We start from the raw sequence: 21,072 nt of genomic DNA, 5'->3' as shown, positions 1-21,072 counted from the left end.
TCACCCGCGAACGGTAGCCGACCTCTCGGCCCGGATCCGCGCGCCCTGCAGGCTCGCGGCGACGAGGGCGGCCGGCACCCGCAGCGCCCGCGAGCGCGACGGCATGAAGCGCATGAAGAACCCGACGCGCAGCAGCCATGCGGCCCACCCCGTGATCGGCAGGCCGTAGAGGTCGGCGATCCCGTGGCCGACGCCGAACGACGCCGCCTGTCCGAGCCCGAGGTACCGGAAGGGTCGGCCCGGCCGCCCGCGCAGCGCATGGGCGACGTTGCGACCCACCTGGTCGCCGGCCTTGATCGCCCAGAGCGCGTTCGCCGCCACGGGCTCGCCGGAGCGCGGGTGCAGCACGCGCGCCGCGTCCCCGGCGGACCACACGTCGGGCGCGACGAGCAGGTCGGGGCCGGTCACCAGGCGGCCGAGCTCGTCGCGGGGCAGGTCTTCCAGGCCCGGGAGCACGACAGCGCGCTGACCGGTGGTCGCCACGACGACGGACGCGGCCAGCTCGGACCCGTCCGAGAGCCGCACCCCGTCGGGGGTCGCGGCGACGGCCCGGACGCCGGTCCGCACGGCGACGCCGAGCCGGGACAGCTCGCGGTCGCAGCGGGCTGCGAGCCGCGGCTGCTGCGCGCGCAGGGCAGGCACGGGGCGGTCACCGGAGTGCACGAGCGTGACGGGGGAGCCGCGGTCGGCGAACGCGGCCGCGAGCTCGACGCCCGCGAGCCCGCCCCCGACGACCACGACCGGCCCGTCGTCGGCGGTCGTGAGCAGGTCGGCGAGGCCGCCCGGCCGGCGGAGCGTCGCCGCACCCTCCAGCGCGGGCTCACGGCCTCCGGTCGCGACGACGAGCGCGTCGTAGGAGACGGCCGACCGGCCCGACCCGTCGTCGTAGGTCACGCTGCGGTCGTCGAGGGACACCGCGGTGACCCGCGCGTGGACGATCCGAGCCCTCGGCATCGCCTCGACGAGCGGCGTCTGGGTCAGGCCGATGGGCAGGAGCCCAGCGACCACCTCGCCCGTGAAGCCGTGATAGCTGTGCACGTCGTCGGCACTGATCACGACGACCTCGACCTCACCCCGGCGCAGCTCACCGCGCAGCCGTCGGGCGATCGCGCCGTACGCGTGCAGGGTGACGTAGCCGCCGCCCAGCAGGACCACGCGCCTCATGAGACGACCACCGGCCGCTCGGCGAGCGGCCGGCCGAAGCTCGTCGGCGCTGCGGCCGCGAACCCGAGGTGCGCGAACCGGCGGGCGAGGTCGCGCACGTGGTCGACCTGGTCGAGGGTCGGGACGCCGATCGAGAAGTGGCCCGCGTGACCGGCCAGCCCGAGCAGGAACGTCTCGGCGAAGCAGGCGTACCCGCGGCCCGGCGGCAGGCCGATCGACGAGCCGCGCAGCTGCATGGTCGGGATCTCGACGACGCCGCCGTCGACGACCGTGACGTCCGGCCGCCGCGCCACGAGGTCCGGGTGCGTGTTGCGCGGCTGGGTGGCGTCGAGCACGAGCGCGCCGGGTGCGAGGTGCACCGGGCCGAGCAGGGCGTCGCTCGACGCCGTCAGCAGCACCACGGCGTCGGCATCGCGGACGTCGACCATGTCCGTCGTGATCGTCGTCGGAACCCGCCCTCCGACCTCTCGCTGGAGGGCGGCGAGCTTGGGGGCGCCCCGCGCGACGAGGGTCAGGGAGTCGACGGAACCGGCCCGAGCGAGCAGCCGGACCAGCGTCGTGCCCACGCTTCCCGTTGCGCCGACCACCGCGACCCGGCGCCGGTCGTCCAGCATCGCCAGGAGCTGGTCCTCGACGATCGCCGCGGTGTAGGCGTTCCCGTTGGTCACCCCGATGTCGGTCCGCCCGCGCAGCGACACACCCCCGGCCGTCACGGTCGCCGTCAGCGCGCCGAGGCCCACCACGCCCGCCCCGATCGACGCCGCGTAGTCGACGCACCGGGTGACCCGGGCCTTGCCCTCGCCCGGCTCGCTCAGCAGGTGCCGCGCGCCGTAGGGCACGAACACCACGTCACCGACCTGCCGGTCGCCCAGCACGACGCGGGACATCGAGAACGGCTTGAGGGGCAGCTTGCGCAGCGCGGCGTCCGCGAGCGGTTCGGGCACGTGGCGCAGCGGGCGCCAGACCAGTCCGAGGTCCGCGGCGATCTGGACGCGCGGGTGGATCAGGAACGCGAACGGTGTGGCGGTGGCGCTCATGAGGTGGCTCCCGTCGGACCGCACGCGGGAGCCGGCCCGCGTCGTCGTGGTGGGTGTGCGCCCTACCGACCGCACGTCCCTAAGGGCGGGCGCCGATGCCCTCGGATACCTGGACCCGGGGGTGAGAAGGGCGTGTGACCAGCCAAGCGAGCGGATGTGTCAGGCAGATGACGTGCGAGGGGATACCGCCGAGCAGGTCGAGATTCACCCGGTGTGGTTGCGCCAGGTATGTGCCGGTTCGAAGCCCAGGAGGCGCCGCGCCTTGTCGATCGAGAGCAGCGTCTCGGTCCCGTGCACCGGCCGCTTGAGGGGCACGTCGGGGAAGTAGTGGACCAGCAGGTCGGCCGACGGGGTCGTCATCACGGAGTCCGGCGACGCGATGATGAACGCCTCGAAGCCGGTGAGGCTGCTCTCCAGCGCCTTCTGGACCGCCAGGGCGCCGTCGCGCGCGTCGATGTAGCTCCAGAGGTTCCAGATGCGGGTGCGCGGGTCGCCCTCGAACGACGGGAACTCCGCGTAGTCCTCGACGTCCATGACGTTGGAGAACCGCAGCCCGATCAGCTTGGCGGAGGGGTCCCAGCGCGCGAAGTGCCTAGCCATCTCCTCCTCGACCGCTTTGCCCAGCGAGTAGGTGCTCTCGGGCCGGACCGTGTACTCCTCGTCGACGGGCGCGTACGGCGGCGGCGTCTCGAAGGGCAGGCCGAGCACCGTCTCGCTCGACGCCCACACGATGTTGCGGATGCCGGCCCGACGCGCTGCCGAGAAGACGTGGTGCGTGCTGATGACGTTGTTGGCGAAGGTCGCTCCGCTCGGTCGCAGCCCCGGCGCCGGGATCGCGGCCAGGTGCACCACCGCGTCGACGCCGTCGTACCGGTCGTCGATGCCGGTCAGCGCCTCGGTCACCTGCCCGAGGTCGGTCAGGTCCACCCGCGTGAACAGGGCAGGCTCGTCGGCCGGCGGCGGTGCCGTGTCGACGTTGACCACGTCGTACCCCTGCTCGGCCAGGTGGCGGACCACGGCCCGCCCGAGCTTTCCGCTGCCACCGGTGACCACCACTCGACTCATACGAGCGACGCTAGCCCGTCCAGCTCGCGCAGGGGATCAGGTCCCGCCGGGATGAGCACCGCGCACGTCACGCCCGCCTCGTGCAGCTCCTGGACCCGGCGCCGCGCCGCCTGCGGCGTCCCGACGATCGCGAGCTGATCCACCCACTCCGCCGGCATCCGCGCCATGAACTCCTCGCGGTCGCTCGACGACGACCGCAGCGCCCGGAACTCGTCGGCGAACGGCAGCGGCGCGATGTGCGGCTCCCAGTCGGGCTCGCCGATCCAGGCGAGGGCCGGCCGGACGCGATCCCGAGCCGCGTCGCCGTCCTCGTCCACGGCAGCCAGGCAGTAGGCGACGACCGGCACCTGCCGGCCGACGTGCTCGAGGACGCCCTCCAGGTACTCCGGTGTCACCGGCTCGGCCAGCACGACCCCGTCGGCCACCCGCCCGGCGAGCGCCAGCGACTTCGCGCCGCGCACCCCGGCGAGGACGAGCGGCGGGGTGACCGGCGGCGAGTGCAGCTGGACGCCGTCGAGACGCACGTACCGTCCGTCGACGGTCACCCGATCGCCGTGCAGCAGCGCGCGGACCGCACTGAGGTGCTCGTCGAGCATCGTCAGCGGGCTGGCCGGCCACGCGCCGACCTGCCGGATCCAGCCGGCCATCCCGTGCCCGACGCCGAGCACGAGCCTCCCGGGGTACAGCTCGGCCAGCGTCGAGGCCTCCATCGCCGCGAACGCCGGGTTCCGCACGGCCGCGGGCAGGATGCCGACGCCGACCCGGATGCTCCGGGTGCTCGCCAGGACCACGCCCGCCTGTGCGATCCCGCCGCGGAACGGCAGGTCCTCGACCACCCAGATCTCGGCGAACCCGAGGGCCTCGGCGCGCTGCGCGTACGGGACCAGCTGCTCGATCGGCAGGTCACGCGGAAGCAGGATCCCGACGGTCACTCAGACGTCCTTCACGACGCGAGCCGGGTTCCCGACCGCGACGACGTTGGCCGGCAGGTCCTTGGTGACCACCGAGCCTGCGCCGACCACCGTGTTGTCGCCGATGGTCACGCCCGGGCACACGATCACGCCGCCGCCGAGCCAGACGTTGTTGCCGATCGTGATCGGCTTGGCGGACTCGAGCTTCGCGCTGCGTGCCTCGGGCTCGACGGGGTGCACGGGCGTGAGCAGCTGGACGTTCGGGCCGAGCAGCACGTCGTCGCCGATGCGGATCGGGGCGACGTCGAGCGCCACGAGGCCGAAGTTCACGAACGTGCGCGCACCGATGTGGATGTGGACGCCGTAGTCGACGTAGAGCGGCGGGCGGATCGTGGTGTCGTCGCCCAGCGTGCCCAGCAGCGCACGCAGCTCCACCTGGGCCGCGTCGGCGTCGACCCGGAACGCGTCCGCGTACCGGTGGGCACGCTCCTGGGCCTCGTTCGTCATGGTCACGAGGTCCGGCGTCGCCTCGTACCAGTCGCCGGCGACCATGCGCTCGTACTGGGTCCGGGCATCGACCTGTGTGTCGTCGTCGCTCACGGGCAAACGCTCTCACAGACGGCTGACACAGACACGCGAGGGTCTTCTCACGATGTCCGTCGACGCACCCGGCCCAGCCAGCGAGGCACCCGCGTGCGGTAGTCGTCGTAGGGCGCACCGAACTGCTCGTGCAGGAACCGCTCCTCGGGTCGGATCGCGCCCCACAGGACGAGCAGGACGGCGACGGGGAAGAGCACGAGGCCCCAGAACGTCGGGGCCAGCAGTGCGACCCCGAGGTAGGCCGCGAGCAGACCGACGTAGAGCGGGTTGCGCGACAGCCGGTACGGGCCCTCCTCGATGATCGCGCGCGTCTCCTGCCCCGGCAGCAGCCCGGTCTCGTGCCGGCCGAACAGCCACAGCGACCAGCCGTTCCACCCGACGAACGCGACGAGCAGCGCCCAGCCGACCGGGATCCGCCACGCGCCGAGGTCGACCGGATCACCCCAGGCCACCGTGGCGACCCAGCCGGCGAGCAGCGGCGCGCCGATCGCGACCGGCGGCCAGAGCCGGAACGAGACGACATGGTCGGACGCCACGCGCCCATTGGATCAGAGGCGGGGGTCGATCGGCTCGCTCTCCAGCGCCAGCACCGCGAACACCGGCTCGTGCACCCGCCACAGCGGCTCCCCCGCCGCCAGCCGGTCCAGCGACTCCAGGCCGAGCGCGTACTCCCGCAGGGCCAGCCCGCGCTTGCGTCCGAGCGAGCGCACCTTGAGCCGGTCGAGGTGGCTCAGGTAGTCGGGGCCGTAGATGATCCGCAGGTACTCGCGGCCGCGTACCTTGAGGCCCGGCTGCACCAGCCCCCGCGGGCCGTGCACGAGGTTGGCGAACGGCTTCACGACCATCCCCTCGCCGCCCTCGTCGGTCAGCTCCTCCCACCACGCGATGCCGGCGGCCACGTCCCCGTCGACCTCGAGCCGCCTGGTACCGCGCAGCAGCACCGGGTCGGCGGCCACCAGCCGGTCGACGAGCCCCAGGTGCCACCCGTGGTCGCGGTCGTTCCACGTGGAACCCTCGGAGGCCAGCACCTGGAAGGGCGCGAGCTGCACGCCGCCGAGCCCGTCGGTCGGCCAGACGTAACGGCGGTAGGCCTCGCGGTAGCGCTCCGCGTCGTCGCGACGAGTCGCGGTGCGCTCCGTGAGCTCGCCCACGGGCAGGCCGCGGGCGGCCCCGCGGGCCAGGGCCTCGACGGCGGCCGGCAGCATCAACGACGCGGCCGCTCCGGTCGCGGCGTACTGCTCGCGCAGCAGCGGGCCGGCCTTGAGCGACCACGGCAGCAGCTCGCCGTCGAGCAGGAGCCAGTCGGTGCCGAGCTCGTCCCACACGCCGGCCACGGTCACTGCGGAGCGGAGGCGCGCGAGGAACACCTCGGTCAGGGGGCGGTCGAAGAACGCGCGCCCGGTCCGCGTCCAGAGCGAGCCCGTCTCGCCGGGGGGTGCGCCGAACCGCCGTGCCGCTGTCTCCTCGTCGCGGCACACGAGCACCGACGCCCGCGAGCCCATGTGCTTCTCCTGACAGATCACGTGCGAGACGCCGGAGGACAGGAACGCCGAGAACGCCTCGGCCGGGTGCTCGAGCACCCCCGGCAGCGGCGACGTCGCCACCGGCGCCATGGTCGGCGGCAGGTACGGGACCCAGCGCGGGTGCTGCGCGAACCGGCTCATCACCTCGAGCGCGGCGGCGGCGTTCTGCTCGTCGATCGTGATGCGGCCGTGGTGCCGGGTCTCGACGGACCGCCGCCCGAGCACGTCCTGGATGTCCAGCAGGTCGTCGGGCCTCGTGGGTACCGCGAGGAACGGCTTGGCCGGCTCGTACCAGACGCGCTCGGCGGGGACCTGGACCAGCTCCTTGGTCGGGTAGCGCAGGGCCGTCAGGTGCCCGCCGAACACGCAGCCGGTGTCCAGGCACAGGGTGTTGTTGGTCCACTGCGGGACCGGCGTCGGCGTGTGCCCGTAGAGGACCATCGCCCGGCCGCGGTAGTCGTCGGCCCACGGCAGGCGGACCGGCAGCCCGTACTCGTCGGTCTCGCCGGTGGTGTCCCCGTACAGCGCGAAGCTGCGCACCCGGCCCGACGTGCGCCCGTGGTACTCCTCCTTCAGCCCGGCGTGCGCGACGACCAGGCGCCCGCCGTCCAGCAGGAGGTGGCTGACCAGCCCGTCGAGCCAGTCGCGGACCTCGGCGCGGAACGTCGGGTCCTGCTCCGACAGCTGCGCCATCGTCGTCTCGAGCCCGTGGCTCAGCGTCACGGCACGCCCGTCGAGCGCGCGCACCAGCTTGTTCTCGTGGTTCCCCGGCACCACCAGCGCGTGCCCAGCGGCGTGCATCCCCATGGCCAGCCGCAGGACGCCCGGCGAGTCGGGTCCGCGGTCCACCAGATCCCCGAGGAACACGACGGTCCGCCCCTCGGGGTGCACGGCGTCGACCGGCCGTCCGTCCGCGTCGCGTGCCAGCGCGTAGCCCAGCGCGCCCAGCAGCGACTCGAGCTCCGACCGGCAGCCGTGCACGTCGCCGATCACGTCGAACGGGCCGTGGAGCCGACGAAGGTCGCTGCGCAGCGGGACCCGACGCAGCACCGCCTGCTCGACCTCCTCCGGGGTGCGCAGCACGTGCACGGTCCGGAAGCCCTCGCGCTGCAGGCCCCGCACCGCCTTGCGCACCAGGTCGGCGTGGCGCTTCACGACGCGCGGCGGGAGCATCCGCTCGCCGCGGCCCGCGTTGCGCTCCAGGCAGACGGCCTCGGGCAGGTCGAGCACGATCGCGACGGGCAGCACGTCGTTCGCGCGGGCCAGGTCGACCACGTGCCGGCGCGCGTCCCGCTGCGCGTTCGTGGCGTCGACCACCGTCAGCAGCCCGCGAGCAAGTCGCTTCCCGACGATGACACCGAGGAGGTCGAACGCGTCCTTGGTCGCGTCCTGGGAGGTCTCGTCGTCGGACACCATCCCGCGGCAGACGTCGCTGGACACCACCTCGTACGCACCGAACCGCTCGCGTGCGAACGTCGACTTGCCCGACCCGGACGCCCCGACGAGCGCGACGAGCGCCAGCTCGGGGATCTCGAGCGCGGTCATGCGGCGACCGCCGTGAACACGACCAGCTGCGTCGCCGGTCCGACCTCGTCGTCCACCGGACCGACCGGCCCGGTCCGGAAGGTGTACCCGTACGCGTCGGACACGCGCGACGCCCACGCCGTCAGCTCCGCGCGCGTCCACTCGAACCGGTGGTCGGCGTGCCGGACGTGCCCCGCGTGCAGGCGCGGGTAGCGCACGTTGAACTCCGCGTTCGGTGTGGTGACCAGGACGGACCGCGGCCTGGCCTCGCCGAACACCGAGCGCTCGAGCGCGGGCAGCCGGTCCAGGTCGACGTGCTCGATGACCTCCATGAGGACGATCGCGTCCGCGCCGGCCAGGCGCTCGTCGCGATAGGTCGCCGACGACTGCAGGAGCGTGAGCCGCGCGCGCACGGAGTCCGGCAGGCGGTCCATTCCGAGGGCCGCCCTCCGGAGCACCTGCACCGACACATCCACGCCGACGACGCGTGTGTAGGCCGGGTCGGCGAGCAGCGCCCGCACCAGGACGCCCTCGCCGCACCCGAGGTCCACCACCGACCGCGCACCGCTGCGGGCGAGCTCCGCCAGCACCGCGTCGCGACGATCCAGGGCGAGGGGCCGCTCCACGACGACGTCGTCGACGTCCTCGACGACGTGCTCGACCACCCCGTCGAGCTCGCCCAGCCGCTGCACCGCGTCCGCCACGTACTCGCGCCGGTGGGCCAGCGTCCGGCGCAGGATCCAGTCGCGCTCCGGGTGGCCGCCCAGCCAGTCCCCGGCCGCACGGACCAGCTTGTCGACCTCGTCGGGACCCACGAAGTAGTGCTTCCCCCCGTCCAGCGCGGGCAGCAGGACGTACAGGTGCCGCAGCGCCTCCGCGACCGTGAGCAGCCCGGTCAGCCGGACGTCGCCGTAGGGCGCCGGTCCCCACGACGGCACGTCAGGGTCGAGCGGCGGCACGTCGACGACGACCTGCCACCCGAGCGGCTCGAACAGCCGGGCCACCATCGACGGGTCGGGCACGGCCGGCACGTGCACCTCGAGCGGCATGACCACGCCCTCGAGATCGGGCCGGTTGACGCACGTCCCGGTCATGGCGGTACGGAACACCCGGCCCAGCGCGACCGCGAGCAGCGAGCTGGCCGCGTAGGGGCGGTCGTTCACGTAGTCGGTCAGCGCCTCGCCCGAACGGCGCCCGCGCACGAGGTCGACCGGGTCGACCTCGACCAGCAGCGCCACGGTGCAGCGGTCGTCGGTCGCCTCCGGGTAGAACACGTGCGCCCGGCCCACCGACAGCTCGAACGTCTGCGCGCGGTCGGGGTGCTTGTGCAGCAGGAAGCCCAGGTCGGTCGCGGACGACGAGGTCGAGGTCAGGGTGAGGAACACCCCGTCATTGTGTCGGTGCCCGCGACGACAATTCCTACGGCTGGGCCGCCGCCTCCAGGAACGACTTCAGCAGCGGACCCGCCGTCGTCGAGCCGTAGTCGCCCACGTCGACGAAGACCGCGACGGCCAGGTCGCCCTCGATCGCGATCATCCACACGTGGTTCTGCAGGTTGTCGGCCTCGCCGAACTGGGCGGTGCCGGTCTTGGCGGACACCTCGCCGCCGGGCACGTCCTGCAGGAAGGTGGCCCCGCCCTCGGTCACGACGCCGCGCATGAGCGACTTCAGCGTGGCGGCCTCGTCGGCCGTCAGCGGGACGTGCGGGCGGTCGCTCGGCGTGGCCTCGTTGCTCGGCTCCTCGGTGTCGCTGGGCTCCGGCGCGCTGGCCCCGTCGGGGAGCACGACCAGCCGCGGGACGACCGTGGACCCCTTCGCCACCGAGGCAGCGACCGTCGCCATGCCGAGCGGCGAGGCGAGGATGCGCCCCTGGCCGATCATCGACGCCGCGTGGTCCGTGCCGTCCGAGTCGCCCGGGACCGCCCCGAGGAACGCGGGGAAGCCGAGGCTCGCGTCCGGCACCAGCCCGAGCGAGCCGGCGGCGTCGATCAGCGCGTCCTGCGTCGCGGAGTCCCGCGCCCCGATGAAGGCGGTGTTGCACGAGTTGGCGAACGCCGTCCGCAGCGGGATGTCGCCGAGCTTGTCGGAGGGGTAGCCCGGGAAGTTCTCGAACGAGCGACCGTCCACCGTCACCGTCTCGGGGCAGGTGACCGGCGAGTCCGGCGTGAGCCCGGAGCGCAGCAGGGCGAGCGCGCTGGCCACCTTGAACGTGGACCCCGGGGCGAACTGACCGAGCGTCGAGGTCGACATCCCCTGACCACCCGCACCGCTCGCCGCGGCGAGGACGTCACCGGTCGACGGACGGATCGCGACCACGGCGCTGGCCGGACCGACCCCCACCAGCACGTTCTCGGCGGCCTGCTGCAGGCCGATGTCGAGCGTCGTCTGCAGCGGCGTGCCCGGCACGGGCTCGTGGCTGTAGAGCTCGCGGATGGCGGCGCCGTCCGCCGACGACGCCTCGATGGTCAGCCCGGGGAAGCCGCGCAGTTGCGCGTCGTACTGCCGCTCGAGGCCCGACAGGCCCGCGAGGTCGCCGGCCGCGACCGCACCGTCGGACTTCTCGACGATCTCGGCGGTCGCGTCGCCCACCGACCCGAGGATCGGGCGGGCGAAGGCGCGGCTGGGGGCGAGCGGGATCGCGTCGGCGACCGCCCGGACGCCCGGGATCGCGCGCAGCGCGGCGACGTCGTACTGCGGGTCGCCGTCGCGCACCACGATCGCCTCGACGAACGCCTTCGGTCCGGCGGCCGCGACCCTGGCCGCGTACTCGTCGGGGTTCATGCCGAGCGCGCCGGCCAGAGCCCGCGCGGCGGCGTCCTGCCCGGCGGCGTCCGTGACGAACGTCTTGTCGACGCCGAGGCGGTTCACCGGTCGCGGCTCGATGATCGCCACGCCGCCCGCGCCGAGCACCTCGGCGCGCTCCGCGGGGGTCCGCTTGACCTGCAGCACCTCGGCGGGGCCCAGGTCCGGGGCGAGCAGCGCCGCCGACCAGGTCGCCTGCCACGCGCCGTCGCCGCCGCGGGTCAGCTTCGCGTGCGTCTCGTAGACCCAGTCCTGGTCGCTGTCGTCGACGTCCCACGTGAACCTCATGAGCGCGATCGCGGAGTCCTCGTCCTTCTCGTCCACCGTGGCGGACTCGAGCTCGACCTTCGGCTTCCACGGGTCCAGGCCCTCGTACGCCGTGGCCCACTGGGTGGCGGCCGTCGTCGCGTCCGCGGAGGTGAGCGGGGCGGACGTGAACTTCCCGGACTGCAGTGCCGCCGCGAGCGCCTCGCTCGCCTTCTGCGGCCCCGGCGGATCCGCCGAGCACGACGCCAGGGCGAGCGTCAGCCCGACGGCCGCGACCAACGCCCCCGCGACGCCACGCGACGCCCTGCCTCGTTCCCCTGCGAACGTCATCGAGCCCTCTCGTCATGTCTCACGTGGGCGGGTGCCCCCGGCGCACGCCCGGCACAGCCTTGCAGAGGGTGGCACGACCGGGTGAGTCAATTCCGAGGAACGGTCCACCCTTCACCGTTCCTCCTCACCAGGTCAGACGACCGAGAACACCCCGGCAGGGTCGTAGCGACGCCGCACGTCGCCGAGCCGCTCGGTGGTCGCCGCGCTCCACCGGGCGCCGCCCGCACCGGCGAAGTTCGCGTTGAGCTCGGCGGCCGCCCACGGCTCGAGCGCCCCGAAGATCGACGCGGCCGCGGCCGGGAGCACCGTCTCGAACGTCGCCGGGTCGATGCCGAGCAGACCGACCGTGAACGCCGCACCCCGGCCCGCGACCGCCGAGCCGCCCGCCACGTCGCGGCCCGTCGCGCCGGCGATGTGCCGCAGCTCGACCGAGAGGAACGGGTGGTCCGCGTCCGGTCCGCCGTGGTCGAGGACGGTCGTCGCCAGGTCGTCGTCGGAGCCCGTGAGCATGAGGCCGCGGACCCACGAGGGTGCGGGGTCGACGGGGTCGTTGTGGATCCGTGCCGCCTCGGCGACCGGCAGGGGACCCAGACCGTCCATGAGCACGGGCGCGAGCGCCCGCAGGGGAGCGGCGGCCGCCGCGCCGGCCTGCTGGTCCCCCGGTCGTGCGAACCGCAGCGTGAGGGCGGTCCGGCCGCGCAGCGGCGTTGGCACCGCCTCGAACGGGGGGAACCGGACGATGGCCGCGCTCGTGGTCGTCGCGTCGTCGGCGGTCTCTGTCCAGGCGAGCCAGCCGCGCAGGACGGTCGGGATGTGCTCGGTGTCGAAGATCATCGAGCCCGCGTACAGCTCGGGCACCGAGACGAGCCGGAGGCGCACCTGCGTCACGACCCCCAGACCGGCCCGCCCGCCCTGCAGCGCCCAGAAGAGGTCGGGGTGGTCGATCGCGCTCGCCTCGACCACCTCGCCCGTCCCGGTGACGACGGTCAGCGACTCGATCCGGTCCGAGCTGAACCCGTGGCTGCGGGCGAGCGGACCCAGCCCCCCGCCCAGCAGGTAGCCGACCACGCCGACGTGCGTCGACGACCCTGCGACCGGCGCCAGACCCACCGCGTCGGCCGCCGGTACGACGTCCGTCCAGGTGGCGCCCGCGCCGATCGTCGCGACCCTCCTCTCCGGGTCCACCGAGACGCCCCCGATCCTTCGGGTGGTGACGATCACCCCCGAGGTCACGGGATGCCGCGCACCGTGGCCCGTGGCCAGCACCGTCAGTGACAGGCCCTGCATCGCCGCCCAGCGGACCGCCTCGACGACGTCCTGCGTGCTCGCGGCACCGACCACGAGCTCGGGCGCGTGGACGACGGCACGGTTGTGCGAGAGGACCTCGTCGGCGAACCCCTCCTCCCCCGGGACGAGCACGGGACCGAGGACGCGGGCGGAGAGCGGGTGGTGCAACATGCCGAGAGCTCCTTGACGTAGGTGCCGGTGACTCCACCATCCCAGGCACCGCCGACATCGCGAGCCGACCGCCGGTGGTCGAGGGTGGACGCTCGAGAGGCATCCACCACGTGTCGCATGTCCAATGGAGGCATGAGCACCGTTCCGAGCCTCTCCCTCAACAACGGCGTGACGATCCCGCAGCTGGGCTTCGGCGTCTTCCAGATCCCGCTCGACGAGACCAAGGAGGCCGTCCTGCAGGCGTTCGACGTGGGCTACCGCCACATCGACACGGCGCAGAGCTACCACAACGAGGAGGGCGTCGGCGAGGCGCTGCGGGAGTCCGGGCTGGACCGCGCGGACGTGTTCGTCACCACCAAGCTGAACAACGGCGCGCACGCACCCGAGGCGGCGCTAGCAGCCTTCGAGCAGTCGCTCGAGCGCCTCGGCACGGAGTACGTCGACCTCTTCCTCATCCACTGGCCGCTGGCCATGCTGAGCAACTTCGTCGACACCTGGAAGGCCCTCGAGGACATCTACGGCTCCGGCCGCGCCAAGGCGATCGGCGTCTCGAACTTCCAGCCCGCGCACCTGCGCCGCCTGCAGGCGGAGACGACGATCACCCCGGCCGTCAACCAGATCGAGGTCCACCCGTACCTGACGCAGCGCGAGCTTGCCCAGTACGGCCGCGAGCACGGGATCGCGATCGAGGCCTGGTCCCCGATCGCGCAGGGCAAGGTGCTCGACGACCCGACCCTCGAGCGGATCGCGCACGCCCACGACCGCTCGACGGCCCAGATCACCCTGCGCTGGCACGTGCAGCGCGGCCACGTCATCTTCCCCAAGTCGGTCACGCGGGCCCGCGTCGAGGAGAACTTCGACATCTTCGACTTCGAGCTCTCCGACGAGGACCTGGCGGACATCGACGGCCTGAACCGCGACGAGCGCACGGGCCCGAACCCGGACACGTTCGACCGGGTGCCGCCGGCGTAGGAGCTGTCGATCCGGCCGTTCCGCGTTCGTACAGAGGGTGAGACGCTGGCCGACGGCCGGCGACGACCCTGAGGAGGACGCCATGACCCGCTACCTGCTGAGCGTCATCGAGCCTGACGGCCCGATGCCCAGCCCCGAGTTCCTGGAGCCGATCATCCAGGCGACGGAGGCCGTCGACGGCGCCATGCGCGACGCCGGCATCTGGGTGTTCTCGGGCGGCCTGCACAACCCGAGCACCGCGACCGTGCTGCGCGCCAAGAACGGCGACGTGCTCACGACGGACGGCCCCTACGTCGAGGGCAAGGAGCACCTGGGCGGCTTCACGATCATCGACGTCCCGGACCTCGACGAGGCGATGTCGTGGGGCGGGAAGCTGGCGCAGGCCACGACGCTCCCGATCGAGGTCCGACCCTTCCGGTACTGAGCGGCCGGCAGTGATCTCCGACGACGAGATCGCGTCCGTGTTCCGCACGGAGCACGGACGCGCCGTCGCGGTGCTGACCCGGTCGTTCGGGTCGCTGGACGTCGCCGAGGAGGCCGTCCAGGACGCGTTCGTCGCCGCCGTCGAGCACTGGCCGGCCGAGGGGGTGCCGCCGAGCCCGGCCGGTTGGATCATCACGACCGCGCGACGCCGAGCCATCGACCGGCTGCGGCGGGAGGCGTCCCGCCACGACCGGCACGCCCAGGCCGCCCTGCTGCACGCCCAGGAGCACGTGGAGGTGGGACCCGTGCGCGACGACCAGCTCCGGCTCGTGTTCACGTGCTGCCACCCCGCGCTCGCGCCCGAGGCGCAGGTGGCGCTGACCCTGCGCATGGTCGGCGGGCTGACCACCGAGGAGATCGCGCACGCGTTCCTGGTGCCGGTCCCGACGATGCAGCAGCGGCTGGTGCGGGCCAAGGGCAAGATCCGCGACGCGCACATCCCCTACCGGGTGCCGTCCGACGCGGACCTGCCCGACCGGCTGCGGACCGTCCTCGCGGTGGTCTACCTGGTGTTCACCGAGGGCCACCAGGCCTCCAGCGGTCCGTCGGTGGTGCGCGACGACCTGTGCACCGAGGCGATCCGGCTCGGGCGGCTGCTGGTCGAGCTCATGCCCGACGAGCCCGAGGCCGCCGGGCTGCTCGCGCTCATGCTCCTGGTCGACGCCCGGCGTCCCGCCCGGCAGGGGCTCGTCCTGCTCGCCGACCAGGACCGCTCCCTGTGGGACCCCGCGATGCTCGACGAGGGCATCGACCTGGTCCGTGAGTCGCTGCGGCGCGACCAGCCCGGGCCGTACCAGCTGCAGGCCGCGATCCAGGCCGTGCACGCGTCGGCCGCCTCCGCGCAGGACACGTCGTGGTGGCAGGTCGTCGCCCTCTACGACAAGCTGCTCGCGGTCGCGCCGAGCCCGGTGGTCGAGCTGAACCGTGCGGTCGCGGTCGCGGAGGTCGACGGCCCGGCCGCCGGCCTCGCACTCGTCGACGGCCTCTCGATGCCCCGGTTCGCGCTCTACCACGCGGTCCGCGCGGACCTCCTGCGCCGGCTGTCGCGCCGCGACGAGGCCGCCGACGAGTACGCCGTGGCGTCGTCGCTGACGGAGAACGCCGCCGAACGCGCGTTCCTCGAGGCTCGTCGCGACGAGGTCCTCAGCGCAGGCGGGCCACCAGGCCCTCGCGGACMGTGAACCACTCCGCCGCGACGATCGAGAAGTACGCCGAGTCGCGGTAGGTCCCGTCGGTCGCCATCGTGTGCACGCGCCGCACGCCCTCGAACCGGCCGCCGATCCGTTCGATCGCGTTGCGCGAGGCCGTGTTCCGGGCGTCGGTCTTGAGCGTCACGCGGACCGCGTCCCACACCTCGAAGGCGTGCGTGAGCAGCAGCAGCTTGGTCTCGGTGTTGACCGCGGTGCGCTGCGCCGAGGCCGCGTACCAGGTGCTCCCGATCTCGGCGACGTTCGGGAGGCGCTCGTCGCTCGGCTCGCCCCCGGCGCTGCCGGGCGGCCAGCTCGGTGCGGTCCCCGGCGCCGGAGCCTCCAGGACGTCGAGGTCGAGGAACCGCGTGCTCCCGACGACCGCACCGTCGGACAGCCGACGCACCGCGAACGGCACCGAGCGTGACGCGTCGAGCGCCCCGCGCACGTACGCCTCGGCCTCGTGGCGCCCGTCCGGGACCCACGTGTACCCGAAGCTGCCCCGCTCCTGCGCGCCGGCGGCGGCGAGCCCGTCGACGTGCTCCAGGCTCAACGGCTCCAACCGGACATGACGACCCTCGAGGGTGAACGGCGTGATCACGGCTTCATGGTTCCTCATGGGTCAACCGAGATCACGAGGTTCACCAGGCGTGGCGGGCGCGCGACGGTCCTGCTCACGGTCCGGTCGCCGATCGCGCGCCGGACCGCGGGCCGCGCCAGCGCCAGCGCGACCAGCTCGTCGGCCGTGATCCTCGTCGGGACGTCCACGCGGTCGCGGACCCTGCCGTCCACCTGCACGACGGCCTCCACGGTCTCGTCGACCAGGAGGGCCGGGTCCACCACGGGCCAGGGTGCCGACGACACCGACGGCTCGTGCCCGAGCGCCTCCCACATCTCCTCGGCGGTGTACGGCGCGACCAGGCTCAGCAGGACCGCGACGACCTCCACGGCCTCCCGCGCGTCGGAGCCGGCGTCGACGGAACGACGAGCCGCCGAGACCAGCTCCATCATGCGCGCGACCACCACGTTGAACCGCGAGGCCTCCAGCAGCTGCGCGCAGTCGTGGACGGTGCGGTGCGTGACCCGCCGCAGGACGTCGTCGGCAGTCCCCGGACCCACGTCGCGCGCCAGCCGCAGCGCTCGCGACAGGAACCGCTGCATCCCGGCCGGCGACACGTCGGCCCAGTCGATGTCGTCCTCGGGCGGTCCCGCGAACACCATCGCCAGCCGCACCGCGTCGACGCCGAACCGGTCCAGCTGCTCGCCCAGCGCGACGCCGTTGCCCAGCGACTTGCTCATCGCCTTGCCGCCGTTGCGCACCTGCCCCTGGTTCAGCAGCGACGCGAACGGCTCGACAGGGTCCACCACGCCGGCGTCGTGCAGCACCTTGGTGACGAACCGGCTGTACAGCAGGTGCAGGATCGCGTGCTCGACCCCGCCGACGTACTGGGTCGCGGGCATCCAGCGGCGGACGTCCTCGACGTCGAACGGCACGTCGTCGCGACCGTCGTCGCGCCCCTGCGAGCAGTACCGCAGGAAGTACCAGGAGGAGTCGACGAACGTGTCCAGGGTGTCGGTCTCCCGCTGCGCCGGTCCGCCGCAGCGGGGGCACTGCGTGGGCCCGGTGGCCTCGCCCCACGGCACCAGCACCGGCAGCTGGTCCATCGGTACGGGCACCTCGCCGCACGCCGGGCAGTGCACGATCGGGATGGGCGTCCCCCAGGCGCGCTGCCGTGAGACGAGCCAGTCGTGCAGTCGATAGGTGGTGGCGCCGTCCTCGTCGACGGACCGACCGATCCAGTTCCGCTGCATGGTCAGCACGTGCTCGGGCCACGCGCCCTCCAGCAGCGCGATGTCGTCGACCAGCCGGTCCGCGTAGTCGGTGATCCGCAGGTACCACTGCGTCAGCTCGCGCTTCTCGACGACCGAGCCGCACCGCTCGCACCGGCCGTCGACCACCTGCTCGTTGGCCAGCACGGTCGCGTCCTGCGGGCACCAGCTCACGACCCCGGCCGCGCGGTAGGCCAGACCCCGCTCGTGCATCGTCAGGAACAGCCACTGCGTCCAGCGCACGTACTCGGGGTCGGAGGTGTGCAGGCGCCGGGTCCAGTCGAACGACACCCCGTACCGCCGCAGGGACCGGGCCTGCGTCTCGATGTTGTCGTAGGTGAACACCGCGGGATGCTCACCGCGCTCGCGCGCCGCATTCTCCGCCGGCAGCCCGAACGAGTCCCAGCCGATCGGGAACAGCACGTCGAACCCGCGCAGCCGCCAGTACCGCGCCACCACGTCGGCCAGCGCGAACACCTCCGCGTGGCCCATGTGCAGGTCGCCCGACGGGTACGGGAACATCGTCAGCAGATACCGCCGCGGCCGGACGTCGTCGTCCTTCGCCTCGAACACCCGCAGCCGCTCCCAGACGGCCTGCCACTTCTCCTCGATCTCCTGCACGGCTCGCTCCTCCGTCTCCGGTCACCAGGGTTCGGGCACGAAAAAGCCCCTCGCTCGGGAGGGGCTGGCCGCGCTGACTCGTACCCGGGGGCTCAGCGCGGCCGGATAAGGAGGAGGTCGGTACGCAAGGAGTGCATGTCGCCGACCGTATCACCGGGCCGCGTGGGCGTCCGCGGCGCGCAGCGAACGCCGTCCGGCGGGAACCGCGAGCGCGAGCGCGACGACGACCAGCAGCAGGATGCCGGCCACGACGAGGAGCGACTCGACGCTGAACTCGTCGGCCAACGGCCCGAAGACCGCCATGCCGAACGGCATGGCCAGCGCCATGACGATGCCGACGAACCCGAACACCCGGCCCTGCATCTCCGGCTCGACGGTCTCCTGCAGCACCGTGTAGCTGGGCGTCGAGAAGGCCGGGACGGACAGGCCGAGCACGAACATGAACGAGAAGAACACCCAGAGGTTCGTCGAGAGCCCGAGGCCGATCGACAGGACGCCGAACACGACCGTCGAGCCGAGGATCAGCGCGACCCGGTTCCACTTCGTCGCGAAGGTCGCGATGACCGCACCGCCCAGCACCATGCCGATGCTGAACGCGAGCTCGTTGGCGGTCAGCTTCCACACCTCCTCGCCGAACGTGCGCGCGATCATCAGCGGGGTCAGGAACGACGGCGCGACGATGAGCACGAACACGACCGCGTAGAGCACCAGGATCCAGCGCACGAACGGGTGCGTGAGGATGTAGCGGACGCCCCCGCGCAGGTCGTCGAGGTAGCCGAGCCGCTCCGTCTCCGAGCGGACCAGCGGGCCGACCTTCACCAGCAGCAGCAGGCCGATGCCGAGGATCGCCGTGACGACGTCGATGTAGAACACGGCGACGATCGACATGCTCGCGTAGACGGCGGCCGCCGCAGCGGGGGCGACGAGCATCATGGCCGACTGGATGGTGCCGTTGATCCCGTTGACGCGCATGAGCTTGTCGGTCGGCACGATCTGCGGGATCAGGGCGGCGACCGCGGGCATCTGGATCCCGGCGCCTGCCGAGCGGATGGCGATCGCGACGAAGATGAACAGGAGGTCGTTCGCGCCCGCGCTCATGATCAGCGCGAGCGCGAGGGTGACCAGCGCGATCGTGCCGTCGGCCGCGATGATCAGCTTCTTGCGGTTCAGGCGGTCCGCCCAGACGCCGCCGAAGACCGAGATGACCGCCTGCGGCAGGAAGCCGAACACCGCGTACAGCGCCATGACGCCGCCGGACTTGGTCTCGAGCGTCAGGTGCCACATGACGGCGTACTGCACGAGCATCGACCCGAACAGCGAGATCGTCTGCCCGCTGAGGAAGAGCGTGACGTCGCGGCGCCAGCCGGGCTTGGGCTCGACGACGGGCTCGGTCGTCTGCTCGGTCGCGGCCTCGGCGTCGCTCATGGCCCCACCCTCACCCGGGGGCCTCGTCGCCGTCCACGCCGATTCTCTCGTCGACGACGGCCGCGGCCGCGCGCTCGAGCAGCAGGTTGCGCTCGCGCTGGGTCGGGGCCAGGTCGGCCGCGCGCTCCAGCTCGGCGGCCGCCTCCCCGGGACGCCCCAGCTGTGCGAGCACCTCCGCCCGGACAGCGCCGAGCAGGTGGTAGCGGGCCATGCGCGGGTCGGCGATCGCGTCGAGGGCCTCGAGCGCCGCCTGCGGGCCGTCGGCGTGCAGCACCGCGACGGCTCGGTTGAGCTCGACGACGGGGCTCGGGGCCAGCTGCGCGAGCGCGTCGTAGAGCGCGACGACGGCCTCCCAGTCGGTGGCCTCGAACGACGGGGCACGGCTGTGGCACGCGGCGATCGCGGCCTGCACCGTGTACGGACCGAGCGGGCGGTGCAGCCCGATCGCCGTGTCGAGCGCCTTGAGCCCGTGCTCGATCAGCGCCTTGTCCCAGAAGCGGCGGTCCTGGTCCTGCAGCAGCGTCCCGCTGCCGCGGGCGTCGAACCGGGAGGCCTGCAGCTCCATGAGCGCGACCAGGCCGTGCACCTCGGGCTGGCGCGGCAGCAGCCCGGCCAGCACCCGGCCCAGCCGCATCGCCTCGTCGGCCAGGTCCCGGCGCACCCAGTCGTTCCCGGAGGTCGCCGCGTACCCCTCGGTGAAGACCAGGTAGATCACCTCGAGCACGGACCCCAGGCGTGCGGGCATCTCGTCGGCCTGCGGCACCTCGAACGGCACGTGCGCCTCGGCGAGCGTGCGCTTGGCACGGGAGATCCGCTGACCGACCGTGGCGCTCGGCGTCAGGTAGGCGCGGGCGATCTCGTCGGTGGTCAGCCCTCCGAACAGCCGCAGTGTGAGCGCGATCCGCGACTCGCGCGGCAGCACCGGGTGGCAGGTGAGGAACACCAGCGAGAGCAGGTCGTCGCCGACCGGGTCCTCGACGATCCCGTCGGCCGGTGCCTCGTCCGTGAGGTCGTGGGCCAGCACCGCGTACTTGCTGTCACGGTTCTGCTCGCGCCGGATCGTGTCGATGGCCCGGCGCCTGGCGGTCGTCATCAGCCAGGCGCCGGGCTTGTCCGGCACGCCGTCGGTGGGCCACTGCTCCAGGGCCGCGACGAACGCGTCCTGCGCGAGCTCCTCGGCCAGGCCGACGTCGCGGACCAGCCGGGTGAGCGAGGCGATGAGCCGCGGCGACTCGATCCGCCAGACGATCTCGACGGTCCGTCGTGCGTCGCTCATCGCCCCGCCCCGCGCGTCCGGCGGTCAGGCGTTCTGGTTGGCCTTGGACCGCGCGATGATGTCCTTCTCCTTCTCGAGGATCTCCGGCGAGACGACCTGCGCGAAGTCCTCCATCTCGAAGAACGGCCGGATCTCGAGGACCGAGCGCAGCTCCGGGGTCGACGGGCAACGCTTGGCCCACTCGACGGCCTCGTCGAGCGACTTGACCTGCCAGATCCAGTAGCCGGCGATGATCTCCTTGGCCTCCGTGAAGGGGCCGTCGACGACCGACGTCTGGCCGCCCTCGAACAGCACCTTCGCGCCCTCGGAGCTCGGCTTGAGGCCCTCGCCGCCGAGCATGATGCCCGCGTTCACGAGCTCCTCGTTGTACGCGTTCATGGTGGCGAACATCTCGTCGTTCGGCTTGGCCGCGGCCTCGTCGGCGCCGTCGCCCTTGATCATGACCAGGACCTTCATGGTGAGCTCCTTCGTAGTGGATCGCCGTCCCGACGCTAGTGCCGGGTCCGGGCCTTCACCAGTACGTCGAACGGCCCCTGGCGACCTTCGACACGGCGGCCGGACGAGTTTTTCGACGAGGATCCGGCAACCTCCTGACCG

The 21,072-nt window shown here is 72.9% G+C and carries 18 protein-coding genes; 3 read left to right on the top strand and 15 right to left on the bottom strand.

Annotated elements, in window-relative coordinates; all coding sequences use genetic code 11:
• The 10 genes from AC1DZC_RS10250 to AC1DZC_RS10205 form a co-directional block, all read right to left on the bottom strand.
• Positions 1–1,164: an NAD(P)/FAD-dependent oxidoreductase gene (locus AC1DZC_RS10250; RefSeq protein WP_477043176.1), complete on the bottom strand. Its 1,164-nt coding sequence runs from the start codon at positions 1,162–1,164 to the stop codon at positions 1–3.
• Positions 1,161–2,201 (bottom strand): semialdehyde dehydrogenase, encoded by a 1,041-nt coding sequence (locus tag AC1DZC_RS10245; RefSeq protein ID WP_477043175.1) that lies wholly within the window; start codon positions 2,199–2,201, stop codon positions 1,161–1,163. The genes AC1DZC_RS10250 and AC1DZC_RS10245 overlap by 4 nt, the downstream gene beginning before the upstream one ends.
• 204 nt (positions 2,202–2,405) lie before the next feature.
• The gene (locus AC1DZC_RS10240) at positions 2,406–3,266 is read right to left on the bottom strand and encodes an NAD-dependent epimerase/dehydratase family protein (RefSeq protein WP_477043174.1); all 861 of its coding nucleotides are present in this window, start codon (positions 3,264–3,266) and stop codon (positions 2,406–2,408) included.
• Positions 3,263–4,198 (bottom strand): LLM class flavin-dependent oxidoreductase, encoded by a 936-nt coding sequence (locus AC1DZC_RS10235; RefSeq protein ID WP_477043173.1) that lies wholly within the window; start codon positions 4,196–4,198, stop codon positions 3,263–3,265. The genes AC1DZC_RS10240 and AC1DZC_RS10235 overlap by 4 nt, the downstream gene beginning before the upstream one ends.
• Positions 4,199–4,777, bottom strand: coding sequence for a sugar O-acetyltransferase (locus AC1DZC_RS10230; RefSeq protein WP_477037554.1), 579 nt, complete (start codon positions 4,775–4,777; stop codon positions 4,199–4,201).
• Positions 4,778–4,824: 47 nt separating this feature from the next.
• The gene (locus tag AC1DZC_RS10225) at positions 4,825–5,313 is read right to left on the bottom strand and encodes a methyltransferase family protein (RefSeq protein WP_477043172.1); all 489 of its coding nucleotides are present in this window, start codon (positions 5,311–5,313) and stop codon (positions 4,825–4,827) included.
• Positions 5,314–5,325: 12 nt separating this feature from the next.
• A complete protein-coding gene (locus AC1DZC_RS10220) occupies positions 5,326–7,845 on the bottom strand; it encodes a polynucleotide kinase-phosphatase (RefSeq protein WP_477043171.1) in 2,520 nt (839 codons plus the stop codon).
• A complete protein-coding gene (locus AC1DZC_RS10215; protein WP_477043170.1) occupies positions 7,842–9,209 on the bottom strand; it encodes a 3' terminal RNA ribose 2'-O-methyltransferase Hen1 in 1,368 nt (455 codons plus the stop codon). Before AC1DZC_RS10215 ends, AC1DZC_RS10220 begins: the two co-directional genes overlap by 4 nt.
• A gap of 34 nt (positions 9,210–9,243) precedes the next feature.
• Positions 9,244–11,223, bottom strand: a complete 1,980-nt coding sequence (locus tag AC1DZC_RS10210) for a penicillin-binding transpeptidase domain-containing protein (protein ID WP_477043169.1) — start codon at positions 11,221–11,223, stop codon at positions 9,244–9,246.
• 132 nt (positions 11,224–11,355) lie between these two features.
• On the bottom strand, positions 11,356–12,681 hold the full coding sequence (locus tag AC1DZC_RS10205; protein WP_477043168.1) for an FAD-binding oxidoreductase: 1,326 nt from the start codon (positions 12,679–12,681) through the stop codon (positions 11,356–11,358).
• 132 nt (positions 12,682–12,813) lie between these two features.
• Here AC1DZC_RS10205 and AC1DZC_RS10200 point away from each other — a divergent pair, with 132 nt between their 5' ends.
• The 3 genes from AC1DZC_RS10200 (at position 12,814) to AC1DZC_RS10190 (ending at position 15,317) form a co-directional block, all read left to right on the top strand.
• Positions 12,814–13,653, top strand: a complete 840-nt coding sequence (locus AC1DZC_RS10200) for an aldo/keto reductase (protein ID WP_477043167.1) — start codon at positions 12,814–12,816, stop codon at positions 13,651–13,653.
• An 82-nt stretch (positions 13,654–13,735) separates the two neighbouring features.
• Complete coding sequence (locus AC1DZC_RS10195; RefSeq protein WP_477043166.1) at positions 13,736–14,077, top strand: YciI family protein; 342 nt, start codon at positions 13,736–13,738, stop codon at positions 14,075–14,077.
• A gap of 13 nt (positions 14,078–14,090) precedes the next feature.
• Entirely contained in the window at positions 14,091–15,317 is a 1,227-nt protein-coding gene (locus AC1DZC_RS10190; protein ID WP_477043335.1) for an RNA polymerase sigma factor, read from the top strand.
• Here the strand turns inward: AC1DZC_RS10190 and AC1DZC_RS10185 are convergent.
• The 5 genes from AC1DZC_RS10185 to AC1DZC_RS10165 form a co-directional block, all read right to left on the bottom strand.
• Entirely contained in the window at positions 15,280–15,924 is a 645-nt protein-coding gene (locus AC1DZC_RS10185) for a GNAT family N-acetyltransferase (protein ID WP_477043165.1), read from the bottom strand. The two genes, AC1DZC_RS10190 and AC1DZC_RS10185, sit on opposite strands and share 38 nt — an antisense overlap.
• Positions 15,925–15,938: 14 nt before the next feature.
• On the bottom strand, positions 15,939–17,774 hold the full coding sequence (locus tag AC1DZC_RS10180) for a class I tRNA ligase family protein (RefSeq protein WP_477043164.1): 1,836 nt from the start codon (positions 17,772–17,774) through the stop codon (positions 15,939–15,941).
• 150 nt (positions 17,775–17,924) lie between these two features.
• On the bottom strand, positions 17,925–19,199 hold the full coding sequence (locus tag AC1DZC_RS10175) for an MFS transporter (RefSeq protein ID WP_477043163.1): 1,275 nt from the start codon (positions 19,197–19,199) through the stop codon (positions 17,925–17,927).
• Between the two features lie 10 nt (positions 19,200–19,209).
• Positions 19,210–20,475 carry an RNA polymerase sigma factor gene (locus AC1DZC_RS10170; protein ID WP_477043162.1) on the bottom strand — a complete coding sequence of 422 codons (1,266 nt, stop codon included), beginning with the start codon at positions 20,473–20,475 and terminating at the stop codon, positions 19,210–19,212.
• A gap of 24 nt (positions 20,476–20,499) precedes the next feature.
• The gene (locus AC1DZC_RS10165; protein WP_477043161.1) at positions 20,500–20,931 is read right to left on the bottom strand and encodes a YciI family protein; all 432 of its coding nucleotides are present in this window, start codon (positions 20,929–20,931) and stop codon (positions 20,500–20,502) included.
• Positions 20,932–21,072: the final 141 nt, after the last annotated feature.

The sequence above is a fragment of the Cellulomonas sp. P2_B4 genome, from assembly GCF_056404795.1.
Note: the sequence above shows the minus strand (reverse complement) of the source record. Positions and strands in the feature narration are given on the sequence as shown.